The organism is Streptomyces sp. NPDC090798 (assembly GCF_044768965.1).
Classification (GTDB): Bacteria; Actinomycetota; Actinomycetes; order Streptomycetales; family Streptomycetaceae; genus Streptomyces.
In genome coordinates this window covers 157,523-182,109 of sequence record NZ_JBIVXA010000013.1, presented here as the reverse complement: position 1 = coordinate 182,109, position 24,587 = coordinate 157,523, and the positions used below count along the sequence as shown (strand labels likewise).

Sequence of the window (24,587 nt, the reverse complement as noted above, 5' to 3'; positions counted from 1 at the left end):
CGACTCCCTCAGCCCTTGGGTTCCCTCGGCAGGCCGAGCACACGCTCGGCGATGATCGTGCGCTGGATCTCGTCCGAACCGCCGTAGATGGTGTCGGCCCGGCTGAACAGGAACAGATGCTGGGAGGAGTCGAGTGCGTACGGCGCCTCGGCCGACCAGTCCTCGGGGCCGCTCGCGGCCTGCGCGCCCCGCACCCGTACCGCCAGTTCGCCGAGCCGCTGGTGCCAGCGGCCCCACAGCAGCTTGGCGACGCTGGGCGCGCCCGCGTCGCCCGAACCGCCCAGCGTCCGCAGGGCGTTCCAGCGCATCGTGCGCAGCTCCGCCCACTGGCGTACGAGGCGGTCCCGCACGACCGGGTCGGCCGCCGCGCCCGTGGCGACGGCCGTCTCGATCACCCGGCCCAACTCCTCGGCGAAACCGATCTGCTGGGCCAGCGTCGAGACCCCTCGTTCGAAACCGAGGAGGCTCATGGCGACCTGCCAGCCGTTGCCCGCACCGCCGACCACATGCTCGGCGCGCGCCAACGCCCCGTCGAAGAAGACCTCGTTGAACTCGCTCGTGCCGGTGAGCTGGCGGATCGGGCGGACCTCGACGCGGCCCGGCTGATCCATCGGGACGAGAAGGAAGGACAGGCCGTGGTGGCGGGTCGACCCCGGTTCCGTACGGGCGAGGACGAAACACCAGTCCGCCTCGTGGGCGAGCGAGGTCCAGATCTTCTGGCCGGTGACGCGGTACGTGTCGCCGTCCCGTGCCGCGGCCGTACGGATCCCCGCCAGGTCCGAGCCCGCGCCCGGCTCGCTGTATCCCTGGCACCAGAGTTCCTCGCCGCGGGCGACCGGGGGCAGGAAGCGGGCCTTCTGCTGCGGGGTCCCATGGGCGATGAGGGTGGGGGCCAGGAGCTTCTCGCCGATGTGGCCCGAGCGGGCCGGGGCCTTGGAGCGGGCGTACTCCTCGGCCCAGACGACCTGTTGGGTCAGGCTCACCCGCCGGTTGCCGTATCCGTCCTCCGCCCAGCCGAGGCCGATCCAGCCGCCCCGGCCCAGTTCCCGTTCCCAGTCCTGCCGGACGACCGGCTCCCCGGCCGGATGGGCCGTCAGCCAGTCCCGTGCCGTACGCCGGAAGGCCTCGTCCCCGGCGTCGAATCCGAACTCCATGTGTCCCCCTCGCCCACGGGCCCAACAGAACAACGGCACCTCACGCGTTCGGCCGCGCCTTGCGCGCCGCCGCCCGCGCCATCGCCTCCACCTGTTCCAGCAGGGGCATGGGGTCCACGCCCACGGTCCCCGGCAGGAAGTCCGCGATCCGCTCGGGGGTCCAGGGGCCGCCGTCCGCGTACCCGGCGCGCAGCTCCCGCGGCTGTGCCCACACCGCGATCTTCGGGCCGGCGATCGTGTAGACCTGCCCGGTGATGCGTTCCTCGCGGGCGCGGTCGGAGAGGAGGTAGACCACCAGCGCGGCCACGTCCTCCGGTTCGCCGATCTCCTTCAGCTCCATGGGGACATTGGCCGACATGCGGGTACGGGCGACCGGTGCCACCGCGTTCGCCGTCACCCCGTACTTGTGCAGGCCCAGTGCCGCGCTGCGGACCAGCGAGATGATCCCGCCCTTCGCCGCGCTGTAGTTGGCCTGCGCGACCGAGCCCTGGTGGTTGCCGCTGGTGAAGCCGATCAGCGTGCCCGCGCCCTGTTTGCGCATGACCGCCGAGGCCGCCCGGAAGACCGTGAACGTGCCCTTCAGGTGGGTGGCGACGACGGGGTCCCACTCCTCCTCGGACATGTTGAAGAGCATCCGTTCACGCAGGATGCCGGCCACGCACACCACTCCGTCGATGCGCCCGTACGAGGTCAGCGCCGCGTCGACGACCCGCCCGCCGCCGGCCATCGTGGAGATGTCGTCGGCCACCGCGACCGCTTCGCCGCCCGCCGCCTCGATCTCCTTGACCACGGCGTCGGCGATCGAACTCGTCGGCTCGGCGCCCTCGACGGACACCCCGTAGTCGTTGACGACGACCCGTGCGCCCTCGGCCGCGGCGGCGAGCGCGACGGCGCGGCCGATCCCGCGGCCCGCCCCCGTCACGGCGATGACCTTTCCTGCCAAGAAGTTCCCCACGTCCGGCCCCTTCCCGCAGTTTCTGACGGTCCGTTAGATTCGGTCTCCTCGGATTCTACGACCCGTCAGATACCCGGAGACAAGCCCCGCGGAGGACTCATGTCACTTCCGGTCGAGTTCCACGACATCGCCAAGCGCGTGAACAACTGGGGGCGTTGGGGCGCCGACGACGAGATCGGGACCCTGAACCTGATCACCGACGAGGTGGTGCGAGAGGCCGCCGCCTGCGTCCGCACGGGGCGGCGTGTTCCGCTCGCGCTCCCTCTCCAGCAGGACGGGGTGCAGACCGGGATGATCCCCGGGCGGATCAATCCGCTGCACGTCATGGTGCAGATCAACCAGGAGATCTTCGGGCCGGGAACGGTCGCGTGCAGCGACGACGCCGTGACCCTGGGGCTCCAGGCGGCGACCCACTGGGACGCGCTCACCCATGTCTCGCACTCCGGGAAGCTCTACAACGGCCGCCCGGCCGGCACGATCACCCCGCACGGCGGAGCCGAGTTCAGCGGCATCGACAAGCCCCGGCACCTCGTCTCGCGGGGCGTCCTGCTCGACGTCCCGCGCGCGCGGGGCGTCGACCGCCTCGACGGCGGGCACGCCGTGACCCCCGAAGACCTCGACGCGGCGGAGGAGCTGGCGGGCACGCGGGTGCGCTCCGGGGACATCGTGCTCGTACGGACCGGGCAGATCCAGGTCTATCTGGCCGGCGACAAGCACGCGTACGGGTATCCGTCGGCCGGGCTGTCGATCCGTACGCCCGAGTGGTTCCACGCGCGCGATGTCGCGGCCGTCGCGAACGACACTCTCACTTTTGAGATCTTTCCTCCCGAAATCGAGGACCTATGGCTGCCCGTCCACGCGCTCGACCTGGTCGAGATGGGGATGCTGCAGGGCCAGAACTGGAATCTCGAAGAGTTGTCCACAGCCTGTGGACAAGAGAATCGCTACGCCTTCCTGCTGTCCGCGATGCCAGAACCCTTCGTGGGCGGCACGGGCACCCCCGTGGCACCGGTGGCCATCCTCTGAGATGAGCCCCTGGAGCCCCCTGGACAGGGGTCGACCGGCGGCCCGGGAAAGGGTCGACCGACGGCCGGGGAAAGGGTCGGCTGGCGGCGCGCCACTGCGCGCCCCGAGCACGGCATCGCGCGCCGCCATCCGGTTCCGGCGTACCCGCCCTGCTCCCTCTGGCCCTGTAGGAGCCGACGCCGAATCACGACCCGCACTCGCCAAGGGCTCCCGTCACCGAAACCCTCGCCGTCCCCTCGCGGCGAATCGCTGAACACAAGCGTGATCAAACGGACACGCCACGTCAACACCCGTTCGGGGAATTATCACTTACGCACCCTTTGTGAACGCGCGCACGGAAGCACATCCCGGCGCACTCGGCCCGGACCCGGACCGCGGGAACGGAACGCGTGCACAAATGCACGAACCGTGCTCCCGCACCGGAGGTACGGGAGCGGGTGCGGACGCGGACTAGACCGCCTCGTACGCCTCGTACGCGAAGCCCTCATAGGAGGAAGCCGCGTACGCGACCCCCGCCCGGGCGTCCTGCGTACAGCGGTCGACCTCGCACCAGATGCTCTTGCCGGCACCCTCGGGGTTCCAGCCCCAGCGGTCCGCCAGACCGTCGACCAACTCCAGACCGCGGCCATTGGTCTCGTCCCCCTCGGCATGCCGGGGCACCGGGGGGCGGGCGCTGGAGTCGGCCACCTCCAGGCGGACGGTGCCGATGGACTCACCGAGGACGCCCGGCAGGGACAGCCGCAGCACGGCCGGACAGCCGGTGTGCACCACGGCGTTGGTGACGAGTTCGGAGACGAGCAGGATCAGCGTCTCGGCGAGCGGCTCATCGAGCCCTATCCCGGATCCGGCGAGCCTCGAACGGGCCCACCTCCGAGCTCGCCCCACCTCCGCGGGGTCGGGCCGGATCTCCAGCTGCACTTGAAGCACCTGCACCGCTCACACCATCCGAACCGGCGGACACATCGCCTCGCGCCTCACGAGGGCCACGATCGTGGCCATGACCTGCATGACCAGAACCAGGATCACGGAACGTGATTCCCTTGAGAGACAGCATGGTTGACGTACAGTCACCCCAACAAGCGCTTCGGGCATATTCCAGCGCGAAGGAGTACGCGTGCGGCATACTGTGCGACGCTCGCCACGGGGAGTCGAACAGGCAGTCGCGGGGGTCCGCACTGCCTTGCGAGCGGCGAGCATCGCCGGATCCGGCGCGGCCTCAGGGGCAACACCGGGATGGCTCGATCTCGGAACCACTCGCATCCCACACAAGGTACCCGAGCCCGCCGCCGACTCCAGGCCGTGACAAGTCACGCGTAGGACACAACCCGATATCAACGCTCCGTAATTCCGGTATGCCACGATCCGCGACATTCATCGCGCCCCTTTCCGGACCTTGCCTGTACAGAGCCCTATCGGCCCACTCCGGGCACCAGGTCGGCCGCCAACAACTCCTCACCCTCCGTAGTCGTTCCCGTACGTTGGGTCCGCGTCCAAGCCCGCTTCAGATACAGATGGACGTCGGACTCCCAGGTGAAGCCCATGCCGCCGTGCACCTGGAGGCAGTCGCGGGCGCCGCGCACGGCGGCCTCGTCGGCGAGCAGCCGGGCCGCCGCGATGTCCACGGGGTCGGCCGTGACGGCGGCGGCGTAGACCGCGGCGCGCGCCAGTTCCACCCGCACCAGCATCTGCGCGCACAGGTGCTTGATCGCCTGGAAGGCTCCGATCGGCTGCCCGAACTGCTCGCGGGTCCGGGCGTGTTGCACGGCCGTCTCGCAGGCGCGGGCGGCGGTGCCGAGTTGTTCGGCCGCCGTGAAGAGGGAAGTGAGGGGAGCCGTGGGGAGTGCGCCGGTGGAACCCACGGGGCGTACGCCGGTGAGGCCGGCCCCGCCGGATACGGGTACCCGGTGCAGCGGCGTCAGGGGGTCCACCGGCCGCAGCGGCTCGGCGCCGGTCGCGTCCCCGCGTACGACGTCCGCCTCGGCCAGCCACTCCACCAGGCCGCCGCCGTCGACGGCCGTCACCACGGTCTCACCGGTGGCGGCCCCGTCCACCACGCCCGCCGCGAGATGCGTGGCGATCAGCGGACCGGGCAGCAGGACCCGCCCCGCCTCCTCGAAGGCGAGCACCGCCTCCGGGAGGCCGAGCCCCACGCCGCCGTCCGCCTCGGGCAGGCGCAGCGCGAAGAACCCCGCCTCGCCGAGCTCACGCCACAGGGCCCGGTCGAGCCGCGGCCCCTCGTCCACGGCGGCGCGCAGCCGTTCCCGGCCGAACCGCGCCGCGAGGAGCTCGCGCACGCCCGCCTTCAAGGCTCGTTGATCATCCGTGAGTTGGAAGTCCACGGGGGAGTAGTCACCGTCCCTTCGGCAGGCCCAGGATCCGTTCGGCCACGATGTTGTGCTGGATCTGCGAGGTGCCGGCCGCGATGGTGTACGACAGGGAGCTGAGCCGGTCGAGGGTCCACTCCCTGCCCAGGTCCAGCGCCTCGGGCCCGAGGACCTCGGCGGCGGCGTCGTACAGCTCCTGCCGCGCGTGTGAGTACCTCAGTTTGAAAACCGAACCGCCGACCCCCGGCACTCCCCCGTTCCTCTGTGCCTCGCTCACGTTCCACTGCGTGAGCCGCCACAGCGCGCGGAACTCGGCGTTGAGCCCGCCCAGCCGCCGCCGGAGCACCGGATCGTCCCAGCGGCCGTTCTTCCGGGCCTCGCGCGCGACCTCCCCCAGCACCCGTCGGCAGGCCACGACCTCGCCCACGAAGGCGGTACCGCGCTCGTACGACAGGGTCACCATGGTCACGCGCCAGCCGTCGTTCTCGGCGCCGACCCGGTGCGTGAGGGGCACCCGCACCTCGTCGAGGAAGACCTCCGCGAACTCGGTCGAGCCCGCGAGGGTGCGCAGGGGCCGGACGGTGATCCCGGGCGCGTCCATGGGCATCGCGAGCCACGAGATCCCGCGGTGTTTCGGGGCCGCCGGGTCGGTCCTGACGAGCAGCTCGCACCAGTCGGCGACCTCGGCGTGGGAGGTCCAGATCTTGGACCCGCTCACTACGTAGTCGTCGCCGTCCCGCCACGCGCGTGTACGCAGTGCCGCGAGGTCCGAGCCGGCGTCCGGTTCGCTGAATCCCTGGCACCAGACCTCCTCGCCGCGCAGCACCGGCGGCAGCCAGCGCGCCCGCTGTGCGGGGGTCCCTTCGGAGGCGATGGTCGGTCCGGCATGCAGCAGTCCGACGAAATTGGCCCCTACGTAGGGGGCGCCCGCCTTTTCCGTCTCCTCCAGGTAGATGAGGTGCTGGGTCGGCGTGGCGCCCCGGCCCCCGGCGTCGACGGGCCAGTGCAGCCCCGCGTACCCGGCGTCGTACAGCATCCGCTGCCACCCGAGGTCGTACGCCCGCCGGCCGGGCCAGTCGTCCGGGGACGGTTTCGGGGGCAGCGAGGGGAGCACCTCGGCGAGCCACTCCCGCAGCCGGGCACGGAACTCCTCCTCCTCGGGGGTGTAGGTGAGATCCATGGGCCCGCTACTTGTCGAGGTCCAGGTCGAGCATGCGGATGGCGTTCCCGCGCATCAGCTTGTGGACCGTCTCGTCGTCGAGGCCCTTCACATGGTCGAGGGCGACCTCCTTGGTGTGCGGGAAGGTCGAGTCGACGTGCGGGTAGTCGGTTTCGAAGGTCGCGTTGTCCCGCCCCACGACGTCCAGCGAGGCGACGCCGTGCTTGTCGCGGAAGAAGCAGCAGAAGATCTGCCGGTAGTAGTACGTCGAGGGCGGCTCGGGGATGAGGTCCCGGACGCCGCCCCAGGCGCGGTGCTCCTGCCAGACGTCGTCGGCGCGCTCGAGGGCGTACGGGATCCAGCCCATCTGCCCCTCGGAGTAGGCGAGTTTGAGGCGTGGGAACTTCACCAGCACCCCGCTGAAGAGGAAGTCCATCATCGAGGCCATCGCGTTGTTGAAGGACAGCGAGGCCTGTACGGCGGGCGGTGCGTCCGGGGACGCGGCGGGCATCTGCGACGAGGAACCGATGTGCATGTTCACGACCGTCCCCGTCTCCTGGCAGACCGCGAAGAACGGGTCCCAGTAGCCGGAGTGGATGGAGGGCAGGCCGAGGTGGGTGGGGATCTCGGAGAAGGTCACCGCCCTCACTCCGCGTGCGGCGTTGCGCCGGATCTCCGCGACCGCCAGTTCGATGTCCCACAGCGGGATGAGGCACAGCGGGATCAGCCGGCCGCCGCTGTCGCCGCACCACTCCTCGACCATCCAGTCGTTGTACGCGCGCACGCAGGCCAGGGCCACTTCCTTGTCGTGCGCCTCGGCGAAAGTCTGCCCGCAGAAACGGGGGAAGGTCGGGAAGCAGAGGCTTCCCTCGACATGGTTGAGGTCCATGTCCTTGAGCCGCTCGACGGGGTCCCAGCAGCCGCGCCGCATCTCCGCGCGCGTGATGCCCTCCAGGGTCATCTCGTCGCGGTCGAAGCCGACGGCGGCGATGTTGCGCTTATACGGGAACTTGAGGTCCTCGTAGATCCACCAGTCGGTGGGCGGGCCGTCCGGGTCCATGGTGATCTGGTACTTGCCGCCGACGTAGGCGAGTTCACCGATTCCGGCCGTGAGGGGCTTGGGTCCCCGGTCCTGGTACTTCTTCGGCAGCCAGGTCTCGAAGAGGTGCGCGGGCTCGATCACATGGTCGTCGACGCTGATGATGCGGGGCAGTTCGGTCATGGTTCCCCTCCGCCTGGCGTACCTATCTGATGGGCCGTCAGATTTCCATTTCCCCAGCAGGCTAGTCCCGCACCCCTGGACCGACAAGGCGCCGAGCCCTACGCTCTGCCCACGATCTGACTGCCCGTCAGCTGCATCACGGTCACAGGGGGCCGCCGCCGTGAACGACACCGCCCACGCACTGAGCGCATCCCGCACCCTCTGGGAACTGGTCGCCCGCCGGGCCGACCTCACCCCCGACCGCCCGGTCCTCCTCCAGGGCGACCGTTCCCTGACCTTCGGCGCCCTGCGCGACCGCGCCGAGCGGGTGGCGGCGGGCCTGTACGACCTGGGCGTACGCCCCGGCACGGTGGTCGCCTGGCAGCTGCCCACCCGTCTCGAGACCGCCCTGCTGTCCTTCGCCCTGGCCCGCCTCGGCGCCGTGCAGTCCCCGGTGATCCCCTTCTACCGCGATCGCGAGGTCGGCTTCGCGCTGCGGGAGTCCAAGGCCGAGTACTTCGCCGTACCGGGCGAGTGGCGCGGGTTCGACCACACGGCGATGGCGCGGCGGCTCGGTGCGAAGGGTGTCTTCGAGGCGTACGACGTGCTGCCGGACGGTGATCCCGCCGTGCTGCCCGCGCCGCCCGCCGAGGGCACCTCGGTCCGCTGGATCTACTGGACCTCGGGGACGACGTCCGATCCCAAGGGGGTCCTCCACACGGACCGTTCGCTGATCGCGGGCGGGTCGTGTCTCGCCCACGCGCTGCGGCTGTCGGCCGCCGACGTGGGCTCGATGGCCTTCCCGTACGCGCACATCGCCGGGCCCGACTACACGGTGATGCTGCTGCTGTACGGCTTCCCCGCGGTGATGTTCGAGCACTTCGCGCTGCCGGCGGCGCTGGCGGAGTACCGGCGGCACGGGGTGACGGTGGCGGGCGGTTCGACGGCGTTCTACTCGATGTTCCTCGCCGAGCAGCGCAAGCGGCCGTCCGAGCCGGTCGTCCCCACGCTGCGGCTGCTGGCGGGCGGGGGCGCGCCGAAGCCGCCCGAGGTGTACCACTCCGTCGTACGGGAGATGGGCGTGCAGCTCACCCACGGGTACGGGATGACCGAGGTCCCGATGATCACGATGGGGGCGCCGGACGACACGGCCGAGAACCTCGCGACGACGGAGGGCAGGCCGCCGGCGGGCATGGAGATACGGATCGTGGACGGCGAGGTACGGCTGCGTGGGGAGGCCGTCTGTCAGGGCTATCTGGATCCGGCGCAGAACGCCGAGGCCTTCGACGAGGACGGGTTCCTGATCACCGGCGATGTGGGTCGTCTGACGGAGAGCGGGCACCTCGTCCTCACCGGGCGCCTGAAGGACGTCATCATCCGCAAGGGCGAGAACATCTCCGCGAAGGAGATCGAGGACCTGCTGCACCGGCACCCGGCCGTCGGCGACGTCGCGGTGATCGGCCTCCCGGACGCCGATCGCGGCGAGCGGGTCTGCGCCGTGGTCGAACAGCCCCCGGGCGCCGACGAACTGACACTCGCCGTCGTGGTCTCGTACCTGCGCGAGGAAGGACTCTCCGTCCACAAACTCCCCGAGCAGTTGGAGGTGGTGGACGCCCTCCCCCGCAACGAAACGCTCCGGAAGGTACTCAAGTACAAGCTCAGGGAGCGGTTTTCGGGGGTGGGGTGAGGGCGGGGCGCGGGGCCGCGCGGCGTACGCGGCCCGGGGCCGCTCGGCCTCCGGGGCCTGCGTTGCGCCCCGGGACCGCGTGGCGCCACAGGGGCGCGCGGGCCTCCAGGGACTGCGGGGCGCCCAGGGGGCGCACGACTTCCAGGAGCCAAGCGCCCCCGGCGGCGGGGTGCGCGGGCGCCGGGGACCACGCGGGCTCGATGGGCCCGCGCCCCCGGGAACTGCTCGAACTCCAGGAGCCACGCGGCCCCCGGGAACTGCACGAACTCCAGGAGCCACGCGACCCCCGGGAACTGCACGAACCCCAGGAGCCACGCGACCCCGGGGACCGGACGATCTCCGGCCCCCAGGCCACTCAGCCTCCGCAGGCCGCAGGCCGCAGGGACTCCCCGGGGGCTTGGGGGGTACGGGGAGTTGCGGGTGCCGTAGGGGGCTACTCCGGCACTGTGAAGTAGCGGGCGAACGAGGTGACGACCTCCGTTTCGCCGATCCGGCCGTCGGCGTCCGTGTCGAGCGCGGCGGCCGCCACGGCGGCGACGCCGTCGGGCGCGCCCAGGGCCCTGAGTACGCGGACGGCCTCCTCCACCGTGGCCGCGCCGTCCCCGTCCGTGTCCGCGACGGCGAGGGCCGCGTGCAGGAAGGGACGGGCGATCTCCCCGAAGCGTTCGGGATTGTCACGCAGCCGCTTCACGGCGCCGTTCACGAACTCTTCCCGGGTGATGCGCTGATCGCCGTCACGATCCGCTATCCCCGCCATACCCTGCCAGAACGCCTCCGCGCCGACGTACAGGGCCTGGCCCTTGTCCGACCGTGCAGGCGTACCGAACTCGGCGAGAACCGCCTTCGTCGCGGCGTTGAAGTCCTCCCGGTCGATGTAGCCGTTGCCGTCCTGGTCGAAGCCGGCGAAGCGGGCGGCAATCCTGCGCTCGTACTCGGTGCTGACCATGGTCTTCTCGGACCGCCTTACAACTCAGCCGGACTCTCAGCCGGACTGCGGTTTCATCTGGCACGGAGCGTACGACGCCCGGGCAACCCGGGGTGCGGGAAAACGACGGTTGTGCCAAGACCGAGGGAATTCCCGGACAACTGTGTGGCGCGGGCTCAGGCCGACAGCGGGCTCGACTCCTCGTCGGCGGCCGAGACGATGTCCGGATACACATCGAAAAGGCGGCGCACGCCGAGGGCCCCGAGAACGCGGTTGACGTGCGAGCCGTCGGACGCGCCCTGCGCCGGCAGGATCAGCCGCAGGCGCCCCTGGCAGGAGCGGACCAGGCGGCGGGTCGCGATGAGGACGCCGACGCCGCTGGAGTCGCAGAAGAAGACCTCGGAGAGGTCGAGGACCAGACTGCGGCGACCCTCCGCCACCGCCTCGTGCACCCGCCGGCGCAGCGCCGGAGACGTCACGAGATCCATCTCGCCCGACACCCGGAGCACGGCCCACTCACCCCACTCGCCCCACTCGTCGTCGGTCACCTTGAGCGTCACCGCAACGCCTCCCGCTCGCCTCGCCCGCCGAAAACGGAAGCACTTCGTACGCTTCCTGTCAGCGCGGCTGCCCCACCGTCGTTCCATGAAACACCGGTACGGCATCGATGAAACGTCGGTCTACGGTCGAAAATGCTGGACGACCGAACCGTTTCGGTCGTCTAGTGGTCACGTACGGTCTAGTTCGATCGGATCCAAGGGGGGAAGCGACGGGCTTCTACCATCCGCACCCCGTCCAGGGGCGCACATTGACGTAAAGGGGCGTGCGCTGTCGGACGTGCCGACTACATTCGAGACAGTGATGCACACAGGCTGGACGGGGACGCCGTTCACCGACAGGTACGGACAGGTACGGACAGGACGCAGGGACAGGCGCCGGGCAGGAGCAGAGTGAGGGGGCCGTATGGCGGCGAAGGACGCACCGCCCCGCTGGGACCGCAAGATGCAGCAGCGGCTCGCACGCGGGGAGGCCGCCGCGCTCGGTGAGCTCTACGACCGGTTCGCCTCGCTCGTGCACGGCCTCGCGCACCGCGTACTCGGCGACGAGCGGGCCGCCGACAACATCACCCGCGAGGTGTTCGCCCACGTCTGGCAGAGCCCCGAGTCGTACGACCCCAAGCAGGGTCCCCTGCGTTCCTGGATCGCCACGCTGACCCACCGGCTCGCCGTGCAGCGGCTGCGCGCCACCGAGACCGCCGCGCTCGCCCTGGACGGCGGCGGCACCACCGAGGAGTTGGAACGCAAGGTGCGCAGCGCCTCCGTCGCCGCCCGCGCGGACTACATCGTCACGTCCATGCCGACCCCACTACGGGCCGCCCTGGAGCTGGCGTACTTCCAGCGCCGCGACTACCGCCAGGCCGCCGCCGACCTCGGCGTCACCGAGGACGAGGCCCGCCGCCGGCTCCGCCTCGGCCTGCAACTGCTGTCCACCGCCCACGACGCCGGGCTCTCCGGCACGCCGCCCCAATACGGAGGTGCGCGGTGAGCGAAGGAGCGGACCGGTTCGAGCCCTTCGACGAGCCCTTCGACGAGCCCTTCGACGAGCCTTTCGACAAGCCTCTCGACGAACACGAGGAGCACGCGGCGAAGGAGCAGGGCGGTGAGGGGGACGGCGGGGACGGAGGCGAGCGCGCGCAGGGGGCGGCCGACCGGAGTTCCGGCGGACCCCGCGACGCCGACGGCGGTCACGGTGACGTCCCTGCCGGAGGCGGGGGTGACGACGGTGGCGGCGGCGGTGGGACCACCGGTCCCGCCGGGCCCGCGGGGTCGGGGCAGCCGCCGCGCATCCCCCTGCCGCGTTCCTCCGTCGAGGACACCGGACTGCCGCTGCCGGAACCCGCACCGCTCGTCCTGGAGCACCGGGTGCTGAAGTCGCTGCTCGGCGCGTGGGCCCTGGCCGCCTGCTCGGCGCAGGAGACGGCGGCGGTCGAGGAGCACCTCGGGGAGTGCGGTTCGTGCGCGGACGAGGCGCTGCGGCTGCGCGGCGCGGTCGGGCTGCTGCACCCGCCGGAGAGCCTCGATCTCGACCCGACGCTGCGCACCCGGGTCCTGGAGGGCTGCCTGGACCGGCGTCCGGCGCGTATCCCGGTGCCCGAGTGGGCGGCGCCCTACGACGCGGAGGCCGCGCGGCTCGACGCGCTGTTGCAGGACATAGGAGACTCGGAGTGGCACGCGCCGGTGCGGTTGCGCTGGTTCGAGGGCGACGGGCCCGTGAGCCGGCGTACGACCGTGGCCGGGGTCATCGCGCATCTGCTCTCCGTGGACGGGCTGGTGGGGATCGCGCTGGGCCTGGAGGACCCGCTCGGCGGAGCGACGACCGGGAAGACCGAGGCGCGGGGGGCGGCTGCGGGCGCCCCGACCCCTTCGCAGCGCACCGAGGCGTACTGGCGTGCCTCGCACTTCCCGCCCACCCGGGCCGTGCGCGCGCCCTGGCGGGAGCAGAGCCACAACCTCGTCCGTACGGTGTCGTTCGCGGGCGGAGGCTCCGGGCGGCTCGCCGTGTCGTACGGCGGTTTCGAACTGCCGCTCAGCGACTCGATGCTGGACCGGGCCTTCGAGTGCTGGGTGCACGCGGGGGACATCGCGGACGCCGTGGACTATCCGTACGAGCCGCCCGCGCCGCGTCATCTGCACCGGATGATCGACCTGGCGGCGCGGATGCTGCCCGTGTCGCTCGCCGAGCGGCGGCGGACGGGGCTGTCGGCTCCGGCGCCCCGCCGGCTCGTCGCCGCCGGGTCGCCCGGACGCAGTCTGCGCCTGGAGATCGAGGGCTCCGGTGGGGGCGAGTGGCTGATCCCGCTCGACTCCCCGGCAAGCGTCGCCTCCGCCGAGCACGAGGTCGCGCATGTCGCGCTGGACGGGGTGGAGTTCTGCCGGCTGGCGGCGGGGCATGTGTCGCCGGAGGAAGCGGCGGCGGGTCAGGTGGGCGACCGCGAGGCCATCAGGGACGTGCTCTTCGCCGCCGCGTCCCTGAGCCGGATGTAGGCCGTCCCCGTCCGCCCGCGGCCGAAACGATCTCCGGGGCCGGGGGCGGAGCCTGCGCGTGTCCTACGCGAATACCACCGTGCGGCGGCCGTTCAGGAGGATCCGGCGCTCGGCGTGCCACTTCACCGCGCGCGCCAGCGCCTGGCACTCCACGTCCCGCCCGATGGCGACCAGCCCGTCGGGCGTCACGTCGTGGCCGACGCGCTCGACCTCCTGCTCGATGATCGGCCCCTCGTCGAGGTCGGCGGTGACATAGTGCGCCGTCGCGCCGATCAGCTTCACACCGCGCGCATGCGCCTGGTGGTACGGCTTCGCGCCCTTGAAGCTCGGCAGGAAGGAGTGGTGGATGTTGATGATCCGGCCGCTGAGCTGCTTGCACAGGTCGTCCGAGAGCACCTGCATGTAGCGGGCCAGCACGACCAGTTCGACGCCTTCGGAGCGGACCAGTTCGAGCAGCTGCGCCTCGGCCTGCGCCTTCGTGTCCCTTGTCACCGGAATGTGGTGGAAGGGGACGTCGTACGAGGCCACGAGCTCGGCGAAGTCCGTGTGGTTGGAGACCACGGCCGCGATGTCGACGCGCAGCGCGCCGGTCCGCGCACGGAAGAGCAGGTCGTTCAGACAGTGGCCGAACTTGCTGACCATCAGCACGATCCGCATCTTGTCCTCGGCCCGGTTGAGCTGCCAGTCCATGTGGAAGGAGTCACCGATCGCCGCGAAGCTCGCGCGCAGCTTGTCCACGCTCACCGGCGCCTCCGCCGAGAAGTGGACGCGCATGAAGAACAGTCCCGTGTCGTGGTCGCCGAACTGCTGGCTGTCCTCGATGTTGCAGCCGGTCATGAAGAGGTAGCTCGACACGGCGTGCACGATTCCCTGCTTGTCCGGGCAGGAGAGGGTCAGGACGTACTGTTCGGCGGGCGCGGCGGCGCGGGTGGACTGATCGTTCATGCGGGACAGGGTCCCATACGAGGCGCCGCGCGGGACGAACCGTCCCGCCACGCGGACGGCCTCGGCGTACAGGCGCAGGGCCCTTCCAGGCGGCAGGACCCTTCAGGTCCCGGCCTTCGGGTCCCGGCCCTCGAGTCCCGGCCCTCGAGTCCCGGCCGCTAGGCCGACCGTGTCAGGATCCGCAGGATCTCCAGCGTCCGCGGCGGAGTGTCCGGGTCCTCGCCGTCGCTCACCGCGAGGCGTACGTGCGCGTCGCGCGCCGCCCGCAGTGCCTCCGGCCATGCCTGGTGGTCGAGGTAGGCGGAGACGGGTGCGTCCGGCCCGACCTGGTGCATGATCCGCAGGACGCGGAGCACGGCGGTGTCGACGAGGGCCGCCTCCTGGGAGTCCCGGAAGATCGTCCCGACGTACTTCTCGGCGGACCAGTTGTCCAGCCAGGTGTCCTCGACCAGGCGGTACACGGCGTCGGTGACGTCCCCGTACCCGTCGATCCCGGCGAGCCAGACATCACGTTGGAAGGTGGGGTCGGAGAGCATGTGCAGCGCGGAACGCACATTGCTGCGCCAGCGCCACCAGGGCATGTCGTTCAGTGGCATGCCGCCCATGGTGGAGGAGCGACGGCCGCGACGGGAAGAGTTCTCCGAACCTTGCACAGTCGACGATCGTACGTTCTCCGCGAAAATGCGATCATCGCCCCCCGTAATTCACCTCTACGTCACCTCATGTTGACCGCCGGTCACACACAGGTTAGTGATGTGACGGAATCGTGCGTGTCCATGACCGGTAGGCGACGCACCAGCACCACCCCACCCGTCCGCCCCCAGCGGGCCGGGAGCAGAGTCTCGACGAAGGTCAGGACCAGAGTGCTGTTCGCGGGCGCGGTGGTGGCGTGTGCGTCGATCGCTGTCGGGTGCGGGGCCGTCCCCGGGATCACGGGGGGCTCCGGGGACGACCCCATCACCGTCATGACCTGGGCGCCGCAGGACACCCCCGCGACCAACAAGCCCGGCATGCCCGCCATGGCCGAGGCCTACGCGCGCTGGGTCAACGCGAACGGCGGCATCAACGGCCACAAGCTCAAGGTCCTGACCTGCAACGACCACAACGACACCGTGTACGCGGCGAAGTGCGCCCGGCGCGCGGCCGACGAGAACGTGGTCGCGGTCGTCGGCTCCTACAGCCAGCACGGCCGTTCCTTCCTGGCCCCGCTGGAGGCCGCCGGCATCCCGTACATCGGCGGCTACGGCGTCACCGACGACGAGTTCTCGAGCCCGCTCTCCTATCCGATCAACGGCGGCGAGCCCGCCCTGCTGGCCGGCCTCGGGGAGCAGCTCGGCAAGAAGTGCGGCCCGGTGGCGCTCGTCCGCCCCGACACCGTCGCGGGCGACCAGCTCCCGGTGCTGCTCAACGCCGGTCTGAAGGCGGAGGGCCACGCGCCCACCACCGACCAGCGGGCCGCCGAGGACGCGACCGAGTACTCGGAGCAGACGAAGCTCGCGCTCGACCGCGCGAGCTCGGACCCGCTGAAGCAGGGCTGTGTGGTGTCCGCGCTCGGGGACCGTACGGAGACCTTCATGGACTCGTTCCGGCGTGACCGCCAGGACTATCCGAAGGTGGGTACGGGCACGGTGCTGGGCAGCCTCGACCAGTCCCTGATCGATTCCACCGGCGGTCAGTCGAGCCCGTACGAGGGCGCGCACGTCACCGGTTGGTACCCAGTGGCGAGCGACCCGCGCTGGGACCCGATGCGCAGAGTGATCAAGGAGCAGGCCTTCGGCGACAACCGGATCGACCCCGCGGACGCCGGCGTGCAGACCACCTGGATCGCGTACAACGTGCTCAAGTCGGTCGTCGAGTCACTCGGCGGCGGCAAGGTGACCTCGCTCGCGATCCGGCACGCCCTCGACAACGGCCTCAAGGTGACCACCGGCCGGCTCACCCCGACCCTCAGCTGGCGCTACGAGGACCTGATCGCGGCCGTCGACTTCCCGCGCCTGGTCAACGCCCACGTCACCTTCCAGGTCGTACACAAGGGTCAGCTGGCCTCGGAGCGCAACGGGTTCATCGACGTGTCGAAGACGCTGGAGAACGCCGACTCGAACTGAGACCGGGCTCGGACCGGGCGGTCACCGGACCGGGTGGTCACAGCTGGGTCGTCGTGCGCCGCGTCAGTCCGTACGTCGAGGCGATCGAGTTCCACAGCCTGGCGGCCTTCGCCTTCTGCGCGCTCGCGGTGCCACTGGCCTGGTTGGCCGCCGCGGTCTGACCGGTGGTGCGGGCGTGGCCCTTCTTGCAGCCCTTCTTGCCCTTGACCTGGTCGGCCCAGGCCGCGTAGTGGTTGTCGGCCGACGCGGAGGCCTGCCAGGCGCTGTTCAGCGCGGCGGTCAGCTGGGCGTTGTTCGGGAGCTTGTCGACCGAGAGGCCGGAGAGCCTGGTCACCAGTCCGGACCGCTGCTTGGCCGCGTCGCGCAGGTCACTGGCCGCCTGGTCCAGGTTGTTGCACGCCTTCACGTTCTCCACGGCGTTGATCACCGAGTCGCGGCTGTTGTTGCTGTCCGCGAGGAGCTTGTCCAGCGCGACGGCCTGCGCCTTGGCCGGGTCGGCCGCCGACGACGAGCCGTCCGTGGCCTCGGCCGTCGCCGACACGTTCTTGCTGCTGCCGTTCTTGCCGCTGTCACTGCCTCCGCCGCCGCTGAGCATCGCGCCGGCCCCGACACCGAGCACGACGATACCGATGCCGACGGCCGCGATCAGCGGGACGCGCGAGCGGCTCTGTCCACCGCGGCCACCACCGCCGCCGTCGTCGGCCGCGCCGCGCCGGGTGGCGGCCCGCCCGCCCGGCGCTCCGGGCATCCCCGGGGCCTGCGCGGCATACGGGGCGTGCGGAGCGGGGGCCTCGAACCGCGGCAGCTGCTGCGTGGACGCGGGCCCCTCAGACGCGCCCGGCGCACCGGGCGCACTGCGGAACAGGTTGTCGAACTCCGCGGGCGGCTGCCGGTCCTCCGGGCCGCCCGGACGTATCCCGTACGGCGCCGCGCCCGGCTCCGCGGGCACGGGGGCGATGTACTGCGTGGCCTCGGCGTCGGGGTGCGCGGCCGGGGGCAGCGGTCCCGAAGACACCTCGGGCGGCAGCGCACCCGGGCCCACCGGCGGGATGTACTGCGTGGCCCCCTCGTCGGGCGTGGCGGGGACGGGCGGCAGGAACTGGGTCGCGCCCTCGGCAGGAACCGGCGGGATGTACTGCGTGGCGCCCTCGTCGACGGCGGGCGGCAGCGCCCCGGGAACGGCGGGCGGCAGCGCGGCGGCGTGGGCGCCCTGCGGCTGCTGCTGGGGTACGGCACCGCCCTGGTGGCCGCCGTACGCCTGATCCTGTTGGCCGCCGTAGGAAGAGGTCTCCTGACCGCCGTACGACGGCGGCTGCTGGTTCCCGTAGGGCCGCTGCTCCCCGTACGACGACTGCTGGGCGCCCTCGGCCGGCAGCGGGCCGGCGCCGGGAGCCTGCTGGGCCGGGAAGCCCTGCTGCTGGGCCGGGGCGGCGCCCCAGCCCTGCGCCGGTTCCGCGGGCGCGGCCCAGGTCTGGGTGGACGGGTCGTGACCGCCCCAGTCCGGGGCGGGGGCGCCGGACGGGGACGACTCGGAGCCACCCCAGGTCTGGGTGCCGTTCATGGGCGGACCCCACCCCTCGGCCGGCTGCGGGGCCGGTGCCGCCGACGGGTCCGGTCCCCACGGCTGGTCCCAGGTCTGACCGCCCGCCGGGACCGCCGGAACGGCCTGGTCACCCGTCATGCCCGGCAACAGCGGCTCGCCGCCGTCGGAGGGCAGCACGATGCCTTCGCGCGCCGTGCGCGCCGAGGGCTGCTCGCCCTGTCCACTCTGCGTCACCGGGACTCCTACTAATGGGGGACCTTCGGAATCGTCGGCTCACGCTACCGGGTCCCCACGTGCCCGTGCCACGCAGCACAGGGCGTTACCCCCGCCCCCTGTGACCGGGGTAACGAATACGCCCCACCGTGCGCTGTATCTGTCTCCTCCCACTCCAGGCGCCCTCGTTCGCCCGGCGTTCACGCCCGTGCACACCGCGTGTTCACCGGCGCGCACACGATCCGCTCACGCCGCCGCCTGCAACTCCAGCCGCGCCCCGAACTCCCGTACCACCGCCTCGTCCCGGTACGGCTCCAGGCGCTGCTGGAAGTCGTCCAGGTACTCGGCGCCGCGGTTGGAGCGGAGCGTGCCGAGGAGTTCGACGGCGCGCAGACCCGTGTGGCACGCCTGTTCCACCTCGCGCTGCTGGACCTGCGCGGTGGCCAGCAGGACGTAACCGATGGCCCGGCGGCGGGCCCGCGACTCCGGATGCCCGGCGAGGGACTCCTCGGCGCAGCGCGCGGCGGCCTCCGCCTGACCCAGGTCACGGTGGCAGTGCGCCAACTCGTCGGCGAGATAGGCCTCGTCGAAGTGCGCGATCCACGTCGGGTCGTCCGCCGAGGCCGCGTCGGCGCCCTCCAGCGCGGTGATCGCACGCCCGGACGCCACCTGAGCGGCGCGCGCGTCGCCCATCAGGGCGTGCCCACGCGCCTCCGCGGCGTGGAACATCGACTCCGCGCGCGGTGTCACCCGCCCCCGCGCCCCCTCCTGCGCCGCGCGCGCCAACTGCGCGATCTCGCGCGGGTTGCCGAGCTGCGCCGCCAGGTGGCTCATGGACGCGGCCAGCACGTACCCGCCGTATCCCCGGTCCCCGGCCGCCTGGGCGAGCCGCAGCGCCTGGATGTAGTACCGCTGGGCGAGGCCTGGTTGACCGGTGTCGATGGCCATGTAGCCCGCGAGTTCCGTCAACCGCGAGACCGCCGAGAAGAGTTCGCGTCCGACGCCCTCCCGGTACGAACCCGCGAGCAGCCCGGAGACCACGCTGTTGAGGTAGTGCACGACGACCGGGCGTACATGCCCGCTGCCGTACTGGTGGTCCAGGTCCGTGAGCGCCTGGGTCATCGCGCGGACCGCCGCCACGTCCGAGAGCCCGACCCGCGGGCCCGCCGCACGCGCCACCTGCGAGTCCGGCGCGGAGATCAGCCAGTCGCGGCTCGGCTCGACGAGCGCGGAGGCGGCGACGGACGAGCCGGACAGGAAGTCCCTGCGTCCGACGTCACTGCGCCACAGCTCACACACCTGCTCGATGGCGCCGAGGACGGTCGGCGAGAACTGCAACCCCACGCCCGACGCGAGGTTCTTGCCGTTGGCCATGCCGATCTCGTCGATCGTGACCGTACGGCCCAGCTTGCGGCCGAGCGCCTCGGCGATGATCGCGGGAGCGCGTCCCCGCGGCTGCTGACCGCGCAGCCAGCGCGCCACCGACGTCTTGTCGTAGCGCAGATCGAGGCCGTGCTCGGCGCCGCACATGTTGACCCGGCGGGCCAGGCCGGCGTTGGAACAGCCCGCTTCCTGGATGAGCGCCTGCAGCCGTTCGTTCGGCTGCCTGGCGACGAGAGGCCTTGCGGCCATGGCGTACCCCCTGTGGCTGCGGTGCCTGCCCACGCACCGAGTTGACGTGTCCTCATCGGCCAACCACAGCGAAGGAAGTCGGCCATGAAGATCAATGCCCCGCCGACATACCGAAGATGCGAGACATGTGAGGATTGCCGGGGTAAAGGCGGCTGCCCCGACCCCACCCCTGGTTACCCACCGCCCGCTGCCGTTCCCCCTGCGCGCCCCCACCCGTGCATCCATGCGCCCCACACGCGGGAACGATGCCCCTCCCCCGCGCACGGGACCCCCGTAACCCCCTGTGGCGACTAGAGTTGTGTTCATCGTGGAAGAGACCATCGCGGGGCCCGAGGCCGTCCAAATCCCGAAGCAGCGTGGCGAATCATTGCTTGACACCGCCGTGCGATATGCCGAAGAGCGCCATTGGGACGTGTTCCCGGGCACGTGGCTGGAGGCCGTCGACGGGATGCAACGCTGCTCCTGCGGCGAGGCCAACTGCCCCACGCCGGGCGCACACGCGGCGCGCGAGGACTGGGCGACGCAGGCGACGGGCAGTGCGACGGTCGCGCGCCGGATGTGGTCGAAGCAGCCGAACGCGTCGATCCTGCTGCCCACCGGGCGTACGTTCGACGCGATCGACGTGCCGGAGACGGCCGGGTTCCTCGCGCTCGCCCGTATGGAGCGGATGGAGCTGACACTGGGGCCGGTGACGTGCACGCCCGACCGGCGCATGCACTTCTTCGTCCTTCCCGGCGCGGCGACAAAGGTCCCCGACCTGGTACGCCGACTGGGCTGGCCGCCCGCCTCCCTCGATCTGGTCACCCTGGGCGAAGGCTCGTACGTGGCGGCTCCGCCCACCCGGTTCGGTTCGCGGGGTGCGGTGCAGTGGGCCTGCCGGCCGACGCCGGCGAACCGGTGGCTGCCGGATGCGGAGGAATTGATCTCGCCGCTCGCCTATGCGTGCGGTCGGGATCGGTAGCCCTGGATGGCTATGCGTGCGGTCGGGATCGGTAGCCCTGGATGGCGTCGTCTTCTTCTGCGGGTGCGTTGTGGCTGGTCGCGCAGTTCCCCGCGCCCCTAAAAGCCCAAAAACAGGTCGCTTCCCCTTAGGGTGCTCGTATGGCCGAGGGAGCAGGGGGCAGTGCGCCCGCCGTACGTGTGCAGGGGCTCTGGAAGCGGTTCGGGGAGCAGGTCGCCGTCTCCGGGATCGATCTGGAGTTGCCCGCCGGGCGGTTCATCGGGCTCGTAGGGCCCAACGGCGCGGGCAAGACGACCACCCTCTCGATGGTGACCGGGCTGCTCAGGCCCGACCAGGGCGGCGTCGAGGTCGTCGGCCATGACGTGTGGCGCGACCCGGCGGCGGTGAAGGCCCGGATCGGCATACTCCCCGAGGGCCTGCGGCTCTTCGAACGGCTCTCCGGGCGTGAGCTCCTCGCCTACACCGGCCGGCTGCGCGGCCTGCCCGGCGCCGAGGTCGACAAGCGCACCACCCAGCTCCTCGACGTCCTCGACCTCGCGGGCGCCCAGCACAAACTCGTCGTCGACTACTCGACGGGCATGCGCAAGAAGATCGGCCTCGCCGCCGCCCTCCTCCACAACCCCGAGGTCCTCTTCCTCGACGAGCCGTTCGAGGGCGTCGACCCCGTCTCCGCGCAGACCATCCGCGGCGTCCTGGAGCGCTACACGGCGTCAGGTGCCACGGTCGTCTTCTCCTCCCACGTCATGGAACTCGTCGAATCGCTGTGCGACTGGGTGGCCGTCATGGTCGCGGGGCGCATCCGCGCGCACGGCCCGCTCGCGGAGGTCCGCGGCGACGCACCCTCCCTCCAGCAGGCGTTCCTGGAACTGGTCGGCGCACACGGCCGCGACCGCGGGTCCGACCTGGACTGGCTGGGCGGCGGGGCGACGCGATGAGCACGGGTACCTACGAGGCCTCGATCACCCCCGTCTTCGTACGGCTGAAGCTGTCGCTGCTGCGCAACGGGCTGCGGCAGTCGGCCGGGCGGCGGGCCGCGTACATCACCTCGGTCGTCGTCGTCCTCCTCTTCGCCGCCCTCCAACTGCTCGGCCTCATCGCCCTGCGCGGCAACGCGCACGCCGCGTCCGTCACCGTCCTGCTGATCGCGGTCATGGCGCTCGGCTGGGCCGTGATGCCGCTGTTCTTCCCCAGCGGCGACGAGACCCTAGACCCGACCCGGCTCGTCATGCTGCCGTTGCGACCGCACCCGCTGGTCCGGGCCCTGCTCGTGGCCTCGCTGGTCGGCATCGGACCGCTTTTCACCCTGTGTCTGCTGGTCGGTTCCGTGATCTCCGTGGCGCACGGCACGGCGGCGTACGTCACCGGTGTCGCGGCCGTGCCGTTGGCGCTGCTCGTCTGTGTGGCCCTCGCGCGGGCCGTCGCCGCCGCCAACATCCGGCTGCTGTCCAGCCGCAAGGGCCGCGACCTGGCCGTACTCAGCGGCCTCGTCATCGCGATCGGCGCGCAGCTCGTCAACTTCGGCGCGCAACGACTCGGTTCGGCGGGCGGACTGTCCCGGCTCGACCCGGCGGCGGACGTGCTGCGCTGGGTGCCGCCCGGTTCGGCGATCGGCGCGGTGGACTCGATGAGCAGAGGCTCGTACGGGGCGGGGGGCGCCCAACTCGTCCTGAGCGTGGCGGCGCTGGCGGGGCTGCTGGCGCTCTGGTCGAGGCACCTGACCCGGCTGATGACCTCCCCGGACGGGTCGACGTTGCAGGCGGGCGAAACCGCGGCGCGGGAGCGGGTCCCGACGGACGGGCTGCGCCGACTGCTGCCCTCGGGGCGCACCGGGACCGTGATGGAGCGCAGTCTGCGGTACGTGTGGCGCGACCCGAAGACCAAGGCCGCGTGGGTGACCTCGCTGGCGATCGGGCTGATCGTGCCCGTGTTCAACGCCCTGCAGGGCACCGGCTCGATCTACTTCGCGTGCTTCGCGGCCGGGATGCTCGGCATCCAGATGTACAACCAGTTCGGTCAGGACACCTCCGCGTTCTGGATGGTCGCGATGACCATCGCGTCCCCGCACGACGCGTACGTCGAACTGCGCGGGCGTGCGCTGGCGCTGCTGGTGATCACCCTGCCGTACGCGACCCTCGTGACCGTGCTGACGACGGCGATGCTCGGCGACTGGTCCAAGCTGCCCGAGGTGCTCGGCCTGTCCTTCGCGCTGCTCGGCGCGATGCTGGCCACCGGCGCCTGGTCCTCGGCCCGCTTCCCGTACTCGATCCCGCAGGAGGGCTACAAGAACGTGGCCCCCGGGCAGGCGGGCCTCGCCTGGATCGCCATCTTCGGCGGAATGGTCTCGGCGGCGCTGCTGACCGCTCCCGTCATCGCCCTCACGATCTGGCTGAACGTGACGGCGGACGGGGACCGGTGGAGCTGGCTGCTGCTGCCGCTGGGGGCCGGATACGGGGCGCTGCTCACGGTGTCCGGACTGCGGATGGCCGCGCCGCGGACGGCCCGGCGGCTGCCGGAGATCCTGGCGGCGGTCAGCAGGGGCTGAGCCGACGGGGAGGGCGAGCGACCCAGGCGTGATCCAGACGACAAGGTCCTGTCGGCCTAGCGGTCCTGGCCGGTGAGTACGCCGTCGAGGAAGGGCTCGATCGCGGCGCGCCACGCCTCCGGCTGGTCGTAGTGCACGAGGTGACCGGCGTCGGCCACCTCCGCGTACTGGCCGCGCGGCAGGACGCGGACCATCTCCTGGGCCTCGGCCCGGCCGAGCTCGCCGTCGAGGCCCCGTACGACCAGTGCGGGGCACTGGACCTGGGCGAGCTCCTCCCAGTGGGCGTCGTACACCCAGGTCTGGCGGGACTTGAGCATCTGCTCGGGTTCGAAGACCGGGCGCCAGCCGTCGGCGGACTCGTGCATCACCTCTGCGTAGAACTCGCCGCGGGACGGGTTCGGCCGCTCCACCCAGGGGTCGTCCTCGCCGAACCACTTCCGTACGTCGGCGAGCGTGGCGAAGGGCATGGGCCAGGCCTTGAACCAGTCCTCCCACTCGCGCTGGGACGCGGCCCCTAACGCCGAGGCCCGCATGTCGCAGACGATCAGCCCGCGGACGAGGTCGGGGCGCTTGGCGGCGAGCTGCCAGCCGGTCAGCGCACCCATCGCGTGGCCGATGAGGACGGTGGGGGCGAGACCCAGTTGCTCGAGAGCGGCCTCGGCGTCCTCGACGTACGCCTCCCGCGTGTACTGCCCCTCCGGCGCCTTGTCGCTCTGGCCGTGGCCGCGCTGGTCGAGGGCGACGGCGCGGTGCCGCTCGGAGAGCCAGCGGGCGGTGGACGCCCAGTGGGAGGCGCGGCCCATGAGGCCGTGCAGAAGCAGCACGCCGGGGGCGGGTGAGGTCCTGGGAGGGTCGCTCTTGGGAGGATCGGCGAACTCCCAGGCGGCGAGGCGCAGACCGCCCGCGCCCGTCACGTCGATGCGCCGCACCATAGGTCTGGCACCCCCCCTAGCTCGCTCGGACCGCTCGCTCCCGCTCGAGTCGGCCGGTCCACTCGTAACCGCTTCCTGCCGCTTCCTGCCACTGTCGTGCCACTGAGTTCGCTGATGTGTTGCTCTACGTGTACCCGATGCGCCTGTGATACGCCGCCAGGTTATCGAATGGGCATTCGAAAATACTCCTCTCGGCGGCAACACCCCTCGTTCGAGTGACCACGCTCGGGGATTGACCG

The 24,587-nt window shown here is 71.4% G+C and carries 21 protein-coding genes; 8 read left to right on the top strand and 13 right to left on the bottom strand.

The window, feature by feature from the left end; translation table 11 throughout:
• Positions 1-8 precede the first annotated feature (8 nt).
• Both ACIQTP_RS27795 and ACIQTP_RS27790 read right to left on the bottom strand, forming a co-directional pair.
• On the bottom strand, positions 9-1,154 hold the full coding sequence (locus ACIQTP_RS27795; protein WP_403404491.1) for an acyl-CoA dehydrogenase family protein: 1,146 nt from the start codon (positions 1,152-1,154) through the stop codon (positions 9-11).
• A 40-nt stretch (positions 1,155-1,194) separates the two neighbouring features.
• Positions 1,195-2,109 (bottom strand): SDR family oxidoreductase, encoded by a 915-nt coding sequence (locus tag ACIQTP_RS27790; RefSeq protein ID WP_402044497.1) that lies wholly within the window; start codon positions 2,107-2,109, stop codon positions 1,195-1,197.
• Positions 2,110-2,208: 99 nt separating this feature from the next.
• On the opposite strand from ACIQTP_RS27790, the gene ACIQTP_RS27785 reads away from it, so the two are divergent.
• Positions 2,209-3,135 carry a cyclase family protein gene (locus ACIQTP_RS27785; RefSeq protein WP_403404488.1) on the top strand — a complete coding sequence of 309 codons (927 nt, stop codon included), beginning with the start codon at positions 2,209-2,211 and terminating at the stop codon, positions 3,133-3,135.
• 450 nt (positions 3,136-3,585) lie between these two features.
• Here the strand turns inward: ACIQTP_RS27785 and ACIQTP_RS27780 are convergent, their stop codons facing one another.
• The 4 genes from ACIQTP_RS27780 to ACIQTP_RS27765 form a co-directional block, all read right to left on the bottom strand.
• Positions 3,586-4,068: an ATP-binding protein gene (locus tag ACIQTP_RS27780; protein WP_402044503.1), complete on the bottom strand. Its 483-nt coding sequence runs from the start codon at positions 4,066-4,068 to the stop codon at positions 3,586-3,588.
• Between the two features lie 476 nt (positions 4,069-4,544).
• On the bottom strand, positions 4,545-5,474 hold the full coding sequence (locus ACIQTP_RS27775; protein WP_403404486.1) for an acyl-CoA dehydrogenase family protein: 930 nt from the start codon (positions 5,472-5,474) through the stop codon (positions 4,545-4,547).
• A gap of 10 nt (positions 5,475-5,484) precedes the next feature.
• On the bottom strand, positions 5,485-6,639 hold the full coding sequence (locus tag ACIQTP_RS27770; protein WP_403404483.1) for an acyl-CoA dehydrogenase: 1,155 nt from the start codon (positions 6,637-6,639) through the stop codon (positions 5,485-5,487).
• Between the two features lie 7 nt (positions 6,640-6,646).
• Positions 6,647-7,840, bottom strand: coding sequence for an amidohydrolase family protein (locus ACIQTP_RS27765; RefSeq protein ID WP_402044512.1), 1,194 nt, complete (start codon positions 7,838-7,840; stop codon positions 6,647-6,649).
• Positions 7,841-8,000: 160 nt separating this feature from the next.
• Between ACIQTP_RS27765 and ACIQTP_RS27760 the strand changes: the two genes are divergently transcribed.
• Entirely contained in the window at positions 8,001-9,506 is a 1,506-nt protein-coding gene (locus ACIQTP_RS27760) for a class I adenylate-forming enzyme family protein (RefSeq protein WP_403404480.1), read from the top strand.
• Between the two features lie 433 nt (positions 9,507-9,939).
• Here ACIQTP_RS27760 and ACIQTP_RS27755 read toward each other — a convergent pair whose 3' ends face one another.
• The gene (locus tag ACIQTP_RS27755; protein WP_403404477.1) at positions 9,940-10,452 is read right to left on the bottom strand and encodes an EF-hand domain-containing protein; all 513 of its coding nucleotides are present in this window, start codon (positions 10,450-10,452) and stop codon (positions 9,940-9,942) included.
• Positions 10,453-10,607: 155 nt separating this feature from the next.
• Complete coding sequence (locus ACIQTP_RS27750) at positions 10,608-10,991, bottom strand: STAS domain-containing protein (protein WP_403404474.1); 384 nt, start codon at positions 10,989-10,991, stop codon at positions 10,608-10,610.
• Positions 10,992-11,394: 403 nt separating this feature from the next.
• Between ACIQTP_RS27750 and ACIQTP_RS27745 the strand changes: the two genes are divergently transcribed.
• On the top strand, positions 11,395-11,976 hold the full coding sequence (locus ACIQTP_RS27745) for a sigma-70 family RNA polymerase sigma factor (RefSeq protein ID WP_403404471.1): 582 nt from the start codon (positions 11,395-11,397) through the stop codon (positions 11,974-11,976).
• Positions 11,973-13,475: a maleylpyruvate isomerase N-terminal domain-containing protein gene (locus ACIQTP_RS27740; protein ID WP_403404468.1), complete on the top strand. Its 1,503-nt coding sequence runs from the start codon at positions 11,973-11,975 to the stop codon at positions 13,473-13,475. Before ACIQTP_RS27745 ends, ACIQTP_RS27740 begins: the two co-directional genes overlap by 4 nt.
• A 63-nt stretch (positions 13,476-13,538) precedes the next feature.
• On the opposite strand, the gene purU is transcribed toward ACIQTP_RS27740, so the two are convergent.
• Positions 13,539-14,420 (bottom strand): formyltetrahydrofolate deformylase, encoded by an 882-nt coding sequence (gene purU, locus ACIQTP_RS27735; RefSeq protein WP_402044530.1) that lies wholly within the window; start codon positions 14,418-14,420, stop codon positions 13,539-13,541.
• Between the two features lie 158 nt (positions 14,421-14,578).
• Positions 14,579-15,025 (bottom strand): hypothetical protein, encoded by a 447-nt coding sequence (locus ACIQTP_RS27730; protein ID WP_101404420.1) that lies wholly within the window; start codon positions 15,023-15,025, stop codon positions 14,579-14,581.
• Between the two features lie 171 nt (positions 15,026-15,196).
• Between ACIQTP_RS27730 and ACIQTP_RS27725 the strand changes: the two genes are divergently transcribed.
• A complete protein-coding gene (locus ACIQTP_RS27725) occupies positions 15,197-16,525 on the top strand; it encodes an ABC transporter substrate-binding protein (RefSeq protein ID WP_403404465.1) in 1,329 nt (442 codons plus the stop codon).
• Between the two features lie 37 nt (positions 16,526-16,562).
• On the opposite strand, the gene ACIQTP_RS27720 is transcribed toward ACIQTP_RS27725, so the two are convergent.
• Entirely contained in the window at positions 16,563-18,302 is a 1,740-nt protein-coding gene (locus tag ACIQTP_RS27720) for a hypothetical protein (RefSeq protein WP_403404462.1), read from the bottom strand.
• 225 nt (positions 18,303-18,527) lie between these two features.
• A complete protein-coding gene (locus ACIQTP_RS27715; protein ID WP_382149855.1) occupies positions 18,528-19,913 on the bottom strand; it encodes a transcriptional regulator in 1,386 nt (461 codons plus the stop codon).
• 298 nt (positions 19,914-20,211) lie between these two features.
• Between ACIQTP_RS27715 and ACIQTP_RS27710 the strand changes: the two genes are divergently transcribed.
• The 3 genes from ACIQTP_RS27710 to ACIQTP_RS27700 all read left to right on the top strand — a co-directional run bounded on the left by ACIQTP_RS27710 (position 20,212) and on the right by ACIQTP_RS27700 (position 23,416).
• Complete coding sequence (locus ACIQTP_RS27710; RefSeq protein ID WP_402044539.1) at positions 20,212-20,874, top strand: bifunctional DNA primase/polymerase; 663 nt, start codon at positions 20,212-20,214, stop codon at positions 20,872-20,874.
• A gap of 140 nt (positions 20,875-21,014) precedes the next feature.
• On the top strand, positions 21,015-21,809 hold the full coding sequence (locus tag ACIQTP_RS27705) for an ABC transporter ATP-binding protein (protein WP_403404459.1): 795 nt from the start codon (positions 21,015-21,017) through the stop codon (positions 21,807-21,809).
• Positions 21,806-23,416, top strand: a complete 1,611-nt coding sequence (locus tag ACIQTP_RS27700) for a transporter (protein WP_403404456.1) — start codon at positions 21,806-21,808, stop codon at positions 23,414-23,416. Before ACIQTP_RS27705 ends, ACIQTP_RS27700 begins: the two co-directional genes overlap by 4 nt.
• 56 nt (positions 23,417-23,472) lie before the next feature.
• Here the strand turns inward: ACIQTP_RS27700 and ACIQTP_RS27695 are convergent, their stop codons facing one another.
• Entirely contained in the window at positions 23,473-24,348 is an 876-nt protein-coding gene (locus ACIQTP_RS27695; RefSeq protein WP_403404453.1) for an alpha/beta fold hydrolase, read from the bottom strand.
• Positions 24,349-24,587 lie beyond the last annotated feature (239 nt).